General features: G+C 48.1%; 10 protein-coding genes. 8 read left to right on the top strand and 2 right to left on the bottom strand.

The annotated features are described in order from the left end of the window. The first annotated feature begins 57 nt into the window (after positions 1-57). The 4 genes from I2D94_RS17655 (at position 58) to I2D94_RS17640 (ending at position 1401) form a co-directional block, all read left to right on the top strand. Entirely contained in the window at positions 58-252 is a 195-nt protein-coding gene (locus tag I2D94_RS17655; RefSeq protein ID WP_195397852.1) for a hypothetical protein, read from the top strand. A gap of 73 nt (positions 253-325) precedes the next feature. Further along, positions 326-529 (top strand): hypothetical protein, encoded by a 204-nt coding sequence (locus I2D94_RS17650; protein WP_195397851.1) that lies wholly within the window; start codon positions 326-328, stop codon positions 527-529. A gap of 216 nt (positions 530-745) precedes the next feature. After that, the gene (locus tag I2D94_RS17645) at positions 746-952 is read left to right on the top strand and encodes a hypothetical protein (RefSeq protein ID WP_195397850.1); all 207 of its coding nucleotides are present in this window, start codon (positions 746-748) and stop codon (positions 950-952) included. A 20-nt stretch (positions 953-972) separates the two neighbouring features. Next, entirely contained in the window at positions 973-1401 is a 429-nt protein-coding gene (locus I2D94_RS17640; RefSeq protein ID WP_195397849.1) for a sigma factor-like helix-turn-helix DNA-binding protein, read from the top strand. A gap of 425 nt (positions 1402-1826) precedes the next feature. On the opposite strand, the gene I2D94_RS18760 is transcribed toward I2D94_RS17640, so the two are convergent. Together I2D94_RS18760 and I2D94_RS17630 are read right to left on the bottom strand one after the other, a co-directional pair. Then, positions 1827-2057 carry a sporulation initiation factor Spo0A C-terminal domain-containing protein gene (locus I2D94_RS18760; protein WP_370544637.1) on the bottom strand — a complete coding sequence of 77 codons (231 nt, stop codon included), beginning with the start codon at positions 2055-2057 and terminating at the stop codon, positions 1827-1829. 6 nt (positions 2058-2063) lie between these two features. Then, positions 2064-2306 carry a hypothetical protein gene (locus tag I2D94_RS17630; protein ID WP_195397847.1) on the bottom strand — a complete coding sequence of 81 codons (243 nt, stop codon included), beginning with the start codon at positions 2304-2306 and terminating at the stop codon, positions 2064-2066. A 166-nt stretch (positions 2307-2472) separates the two neighbouring features. Here I2D94_RS17630 and I2D94_RS17625 point away from each other — a divergent pair, with 166 nt between their 5' ends. The 4 genes from I2D94_RS17625 to I2D94_RS17610 all read left to right on the top strand — a co-directional run. Then, positions 2473-2910, top strand: a complete 438-nt coding sequence (locus I2D94_RS17625) for a hypothetical protein (RefSeq protein ID WP_195397846.1) — start codon at positions 2473-2475, stop codon at positions 2908-2910. Beyond that, positions 2879-4165, top strand: a complete 1287-nt coding sequence (locus I2D94_RS17620; RefSeq protein ID WP_195397845.1) for a PBSX family phage terminase large subunit — start codon at positions 2879-2881, stop codon at positions 4163-4165. The genes I2D94_RS17625 and I2D94_RS17620 overlap by 32 nt, the downstream gene beginning before the upstream one ends. 9 nt (positions 4166-4174) lie before the next feature. Next, positions 4175-5590 carry a phage portal protein gene (locus I2D94_RS17615; protein ID WP_195397844.1) on the top strand — a complete coding sequence of 472 codons (1416 nt, stop codon included), beginning with the start codon at positions 4175-4177 and terminating at the stop codon, positions 5588-5590. Next, positions 5583-6657 (top strand): minor capsid protein (locus I2D94_RS17610; RefSeq protein ID WP_195397843.1); only part of this gene is annotated, 1075 nt, incomplete at its 3' end. The genes I2D94_RS17615 and I2D94_RS17610, both read left to right, overlap by 8 nt.

Raw genomic sequence — 6657 nt, 5'->3', positions numbered from 1 at the left:
AAAGAAAAGATGTTGTCGGATGTGCCTGTATGCTTGAATTTGTGAGGGAAATGAAAAATGATCAAATTTAAGAAATCGGAAAAAATTGCAGAGAAAGATCGAATGGTCTTCTGCGGATGGGAAAAGAAAGTGATCCAGCCATCGACAGCAGCGAAAAGAATTGCAGAAAATAATGAAATTGATCCGAAATTGATAAATATCGACGAATTTGAAGAAATGGCAATTCGTCTTGGATATTGGAGAACGAGATGAAAAAGAAACTGAATCTCATCAGCAAAACGACGAACATCCGGAGCCCTAAAAAGGGGACGAGAAGGAGAAAAAAATGAATAAATATAAAAAATTAGCTGAGAAAGCAACGCCACAAAAACCATTTGAGCGTCGTGAAGTCTTTGAGTCTTACCCTAGAGATCAACGAGTTGTTACGGTTTATCTATGCCCGAGATGTGGCACAAGCTTAAGCTCATTCGACAGGCCTAATTACTGTGAAAACTGCGGTCAAGCGCTGGATTGGAGAGATGACCAATGATCCCCGCGCTGCTTGCCGTCGTATTTGTTGCGGTTGTGCTATTGATCGACCGGATCGGAGGTGACCGTTGATGACCGCCTCTGAGCTCCAGGCGGCCATCCTGGCCACGCAAAAGCAGATCAGGGATACAATGTCGCCGATGCGCAAAAGAGATCTGCAGCGACATCTTTCAAGGCTCAAACGCAAGCTGCGCGTGGCAGAGAGGAGCAACCGATAATGCGCAATCTTGTAAAATATGCTATGGCCTTGTGCGAGCAGTTTAGCCGATCAGATCCTTGCGTCTTAAGCGCGGATAATGAGTGCGAGGATTGTGTCTTATTAGGTATCTGTCACAATCCAGATAAACTGCTTGAATTTATGATGCTGCCGGCGGTAGATGATGACGATCAGCAGTTCCTGCAGGAGCCACAAGGCACAGTATAAGCAGCGGAGGAGGGATAGGGATGGACGAGAGGATCAAACGGACAAAGGATAAGCTGCGGGTGTACGGGTCATACTCCCGTGAGATTAGCAAGTTACGAGTATGGCTGCTTGATCTTAGCACCTATCTTTGGCTGCATGAGGACTGGCCAGAGCAGGCAGCCAGAGAGATGCACATCAGAGGCTTAGATAACAAGCATCCACCAGGCCAGCAACTCTGCGTGCAAAAGGCAGCCATCGAGGCACAGCTGCAGCAGACGTTAACCGCAAGATCTGCTTTAGGCTTGGATGACTGGCTTGACAGCTTAAGCGTTGAGGATCGGCAGATCATCCGGTTGGTATATGAGGAGGGATACAGCTATCAGGCAGCTGCGCCTATGGTCAATATGTCAAAAACAGGTTTACAGTATCGTATCGATCAAATTTGTAAAAGTCCGTACGCGTACGGTTGACTTTTGTGCTATACTGTGCGCGTAAGATGCCAGAGGGTATCTGAGCCGATAGTAGCATCCCCACGATACGGGATCGGCGCGAGATCGGTAATTATGGCCAGTGCACACGGATGGACGCATCCTATATGCTGCCAGCGCCAGAGCCTGTGATGAGATGCCTTTGCGCCGGGCACGGAGTAACGCTGGGCTCCCGAATGGGAGTAAGTCACAGGATTAAATTAAGACTAGCGGTGGATGAATTCTAAGTGAACCCATCTGCGGAAGCACTCAGCGATGGGTGCTTTTTCTTTGGTTTCCGGCCGGTTCTTTCTCCTTCTGGTCGGATGCGGCAGGATGTTCTTTTCCCCCTCTGCTTTCTAACTTTCCTGCAAACTCACGGCCCCGCGTATCGCCTTGCGGGGCTAAATAAAAAATAGGCACGAGGCCTATTTGACGGGATGGCGAGGGATGATGCATCGCTTATGTACGATGTCACTCATCACAAGCAAAAATTGTAGATTCGTGGGTTTGCCTTTGGCGGACAGGATGATGTTACCAAAATACTTTGATAACACACTGGCATCGCCTCGGGTCCAAGCTCCCTCGATTGATGTGCGGATATTGCGCTCTACTCTGGTGGCTGTTGTGTGGTGCATGGCAGCGATCTTCGGATACAGCTGACCTTACAATAAAGTCGGATCCAGCACAGAGTAAGTCAGTGCACTGGTGAGCAGGCTGTAGCCTTGATTGGTGATGCCGCAATACTTCAATAAGTCAGCGGCTATGGATTGGACAGCGAGGATGTCGATTCTGTCATCCTCAGTAGGTGTGAGATTTAAAAAGTGCTCAATGTTATCCAACAGTGCTGAGTAAAACTCTAATCTGTGCGGACAATTTGAGCAGCATTCCGGACAAAAATTTTCCATAATTTTCCTCTACTCTCAAAGTTATTTTAATTTGAGAATATAACTAATAACACTGCATTTAAAGCACATAAATCGTCAAATTTAAAACAACAGACAAATGTTGTCTAAAATGAACTAAAATGTCGAATAGTGTCGATTGATGAACAAATCCATTGGAGGTGATAGGATGCGCGGTAAGTATGAGACACATGTTAAACCTAAGCTGGATCTGATTGCTCAGTGGGCGCGTGACGGTGCGATCGAACGGGACATCGCCAAAAAACTTGGCGTGTCTGAGAGCACATTCAGCGGATACAAAAAAGAGCATGAGGAGTTGCTGCAGACGCTCACTGTGAACAAAGAGGTTGCGGATGCCCGTGTTGAGAGTGCGTTGTACAAGCGGGCGATTGGATATGAGTATGATGAGGTGTGCACTGAGGTTGGTCCTGATGGTACAAAGACCAAAACAACAACCAAGCAGGTCGCACCTGACGTCACCGCACAGATCTACTGGCTAAACAACCGCCGTCCAGATCGTTGGCGCAACAAGCAGGACATCAGCATTGAGGGTGCATCCAAAGTGGAGATTATCAATGACATTCCAAAACCTACCGACACGGATTAGACTAACGGAGCTGATTGCCCCGTCTTTTTACGATCTGTACTGGGACGTTACTGAGCACAAGCACACGCACTACAAGCTTGCCGGCGGCCGTGGATCGACCAAGTCATCGTTTATCAGCATCATGATTGTACTGGGTATGATGTCCAATCCCGATGCCAACGCGATGGTGCTGCGTAAGGTAGGCAGATATTTGGAGGAGTCCGTTTTCGAGCAGCTGCTGTGGGCAATCGAAAAGCTCGGCGTTGATCACCTTTGGCGGCCTAAATACTCGCCTCTCGGTTTGACTTATTTGCCGACCGGTCAGCGCATCGTATTTAGAGGAGCTGATGAGCCTAAGAAGATTAAATCTGTCAAGCTGCAGCATGGCTATTTTGCTTATACGTGGTATGAGGAGCGCGATGAGTTTGATGGTGACGAGGAGGAACGCACGATCAATCAGTCCCTGATGCGCGGTGGCGACAAGTACTGGGTGTTTTATTCCTGGAACCCGCCAAAGAGCATCAATAACTGGGTCAACCAAGATGTGCTGCTGCCGCGAGCGGACACGATCGTGCATCACAGTGACTACCGATCAGTGCCGCGCGAGTGGCTCGGCCCACAGTTTTACATCGAGGCCGAGGAGCTTAAGCGCAACAAGCCGATGGCTTACCGGCATGAGTACCTCGGTGAGGCAACCGGTACGGGCGGCCAAGTATTTGACAATGTTAAGGTTCGGAAGATTACTGATGACGAGATGGTCATCTTTGACAAGGTCCATCACGGGCTGGACTTTGGCTTTGCGGCAGATCCGCTGGCTTACGTTAAAAACCACTTTGACAGGACGCGCCGACGTCTTTTTATTTTCGGCGAGCTTTATCAGGTGGGGTTGTCCAACGCCAAGGCAGTCCAACAGATTAAGCTGCTCAATCCACTTAATCAGTTAGTTGTCGCGGACAGTGAGGATCCACGGACAATCAACGAGTTTAGGGAGCTGGGCCTGCGGATCATCGGAGCTAAAAAAGGTCCGGGGTCCGTCGACCATGGGATCAAGTGGCTGCAGGATCTCAACGAGATCATCATTGACCCTCGCTATTGCCCAAACACAGCCCGGGAGTTTAGCAGTTGCGAGTTGGAGCGAGACAAGAACGGCAACTTCAAGGGATCATATCCCGATAAAAACAACCACAGCATTGACGCCACCAGGTACAGCTTGGAGGATCAGATGACAATGAGCAAAGCGAAAGCCCACCGGAAATCCCGGTATGGCATTGTGTGAGGTGAGGACATGAGGAAAATGAAATATATCGGTGCATTTGATGAGCAGAATTTGGATAAGTCCAGGATCCTGCAGCTGATCAATGCGCATCGAAGCACAGAAGGCGTGCGGATCCATCGGAATCTGGATTATTATGATGGAAGTCACGCCATTCTTCGGCGCAAAAAGAAAAATGAAGCCGCAAGCAATAATCGATTAGTATGCAACCATGCGAAGGATATCGCCGATACAGCCACCAGTTACTTTTTAGCGGCACCGATCACTTATAGTACCAGTGATAAGGCGATGGATATTGACCGGCTTACCGACTATTTTGATATGGCGGATGTCGACGAGACCGATCACGACAATGCCCTTGATATGTCGCGAGCAGGTGTAGCGTATGAATACATCTATGCCGCGCAGGATGAGGCGCGTCCTTTGATCAAAAATCTTGAGCCTCAGCACACATTTTTGGTTTACGATGACACGATTGAGGAAAATGTTCTATTTGGTGTTTACTACTATTGGATCGTGGACGCAGCGACAAAGCAGGAAATTTACAAAGCGGTCGTGGCTACGAAGCACTTTATCCACACGATCGACATTATCAACGATTCTGTTGCTGCTCAAACTGCTCAGAGCAATCCAGAATCCCATCTGTTTGATGACGTGCCGATCGTTGAGTATCGTAACAACAAAGATGGGATTGGTGATTATGAGCAGCAGATCAGCCTGATTGACGCTTACAATACGCTGATGTCAGACCGGGTCAATGACAAGGAACAATTCCTAGAAGCGATCCTGGTGCTCATCGGAGCGCTGCTTGGTGATGATGAAAAGGAAACAGGCGAAGCTGCAAAACAGATCAAAGACTTGGGTATCCTAGAGCTGCCGTCAGGTGCCAGCGCGGAATACATCACGCGAACCTTTGACGAAACATCGGTCGAGGTGCTGAAAAAGGCGATCAAGGATGATATTTATACCTTTTCGCACGTGCCATGTTTGACTGATGAGAACTTTGTCGGCAACAGCTCGGGCGTAGCCATGGAGTATAAACTGCTTGGTCTTGAGATGATCACTAAGACCAAAGAGCGATACTACACCAAAGGGCTTAAGCAGCGGATGCGGTTAATCTGTAATTATCTCGGTCTGAAAAATATCGCGCTGAATCCGGCGGCGATCATACCCGAGTTTAAGCGTGGATTGCCGAAAAACATGCTGGAGCTGTCACAGATTATCGCGAATCTGTCCGGTGTGGTGAGCCAGAAAACGCTGATCAGCCAGCTGGACTTTGTTGAAGATCCGGATGCGGAAGTGGAAGCGGTAAAGAAGGAAAGTCAGGAAAAGTTGAAACAACAGCAGCAGGCTTTTGGAAACTATGCGGAAGGCGATCCTGACGACCAGACAGAGCCGCAGAAGGACGAAAAAGAGTTGAATGAGTAATCCTGACTACTGGCAAGAACGTGCCGAAAAACGCATCCACAGAGCTCACAAGAACAGCAATAAGACAATCAAAGAAGTTACAGCAGCCTATCAACAGGCGATTGACGATATTAACCGCGATATTGAAAAAATCTTTTACCGCTATGCAGGTAAGAACGATCTATCTTCCGCGGAGGCAAAGGATATCTTAAACCAAAGAATCAACGAGAATGAATGGAACAAGATGAAGCTGCAGATCAGCACAATCAAGGATCCAGTCGTAAAAAAGCATCTGCGGGCGAAGTTAGAAGCTTCTGCCTATGGCGCGAGAATTGATCGGTTGGAAGCTCTGAAACAAGACATCTACATCAAGACAAAACAAGTCGCTGATGTAGAGCTGCAGAAGTCTACTGAGCTGTATAGAAAAACAGTTGAGGACAATTATTTGCACAATGTTTTCGACTTCCAGCAGGGGACAGGGTATGCCTATGAATTCGCATCGATGTCACCGGAACACATTGAGGAAATCCTGAAAAACAATTGGAGTGGGAAACATTACTCAAAAAGTGTCTGGGACAATACGGATGTTCTCGCGGAGAAGCTGCAGCAAACGTTAACCGCAGGGCTTATGTCAGGCAAAAGCTACAAACGTATGGCAGCGGAGCTGACAGAACTGACCAGCTATGGTCAATATGCTGCAGAGCGTCTGATCAGAACGGAAACAGCCTATCTGATTGAGGAATCAGACAAAGCAGCAGCGATTGATCGTGGGACGAAGGTCAGAATTTTCCGGGCAACCTTAGATTTGAAAACGTCGAAGATTTGCCAGGAGCATGACGGAGATCGGGTGCCGATTGAAAAATCAGTGCCTGGAAAAAATGTGCCTCCGCTCCATCCACACTGTCGGTCATGGATGGAAGAAGAAATTGAAGGCTACGAGCATCGGAGCCGCGCGGCTAGAGATCCAGTCACGGGAGAGCGTGTAATGGTTCCAGCGGAAATGAAATATGCAGACTGGTATGATAAGTACGTTAAGAATAATCCTGAAGCGATGGCAAAAGAAAAGGCACTCAAAAACTACCAATTGG

Source organism: Holdemania sp. 1001302B_160321_E10, from assembly GCF_015552275.1.
Lineage (GTDB): Bacteria > Bacillota_I > Bacilli_A > Erysipelotrichales > Erysipelotrichaceae > Holdemania.
This window is presented reverse-complemented; position numbering and strand designations above follow the sequence as displayed.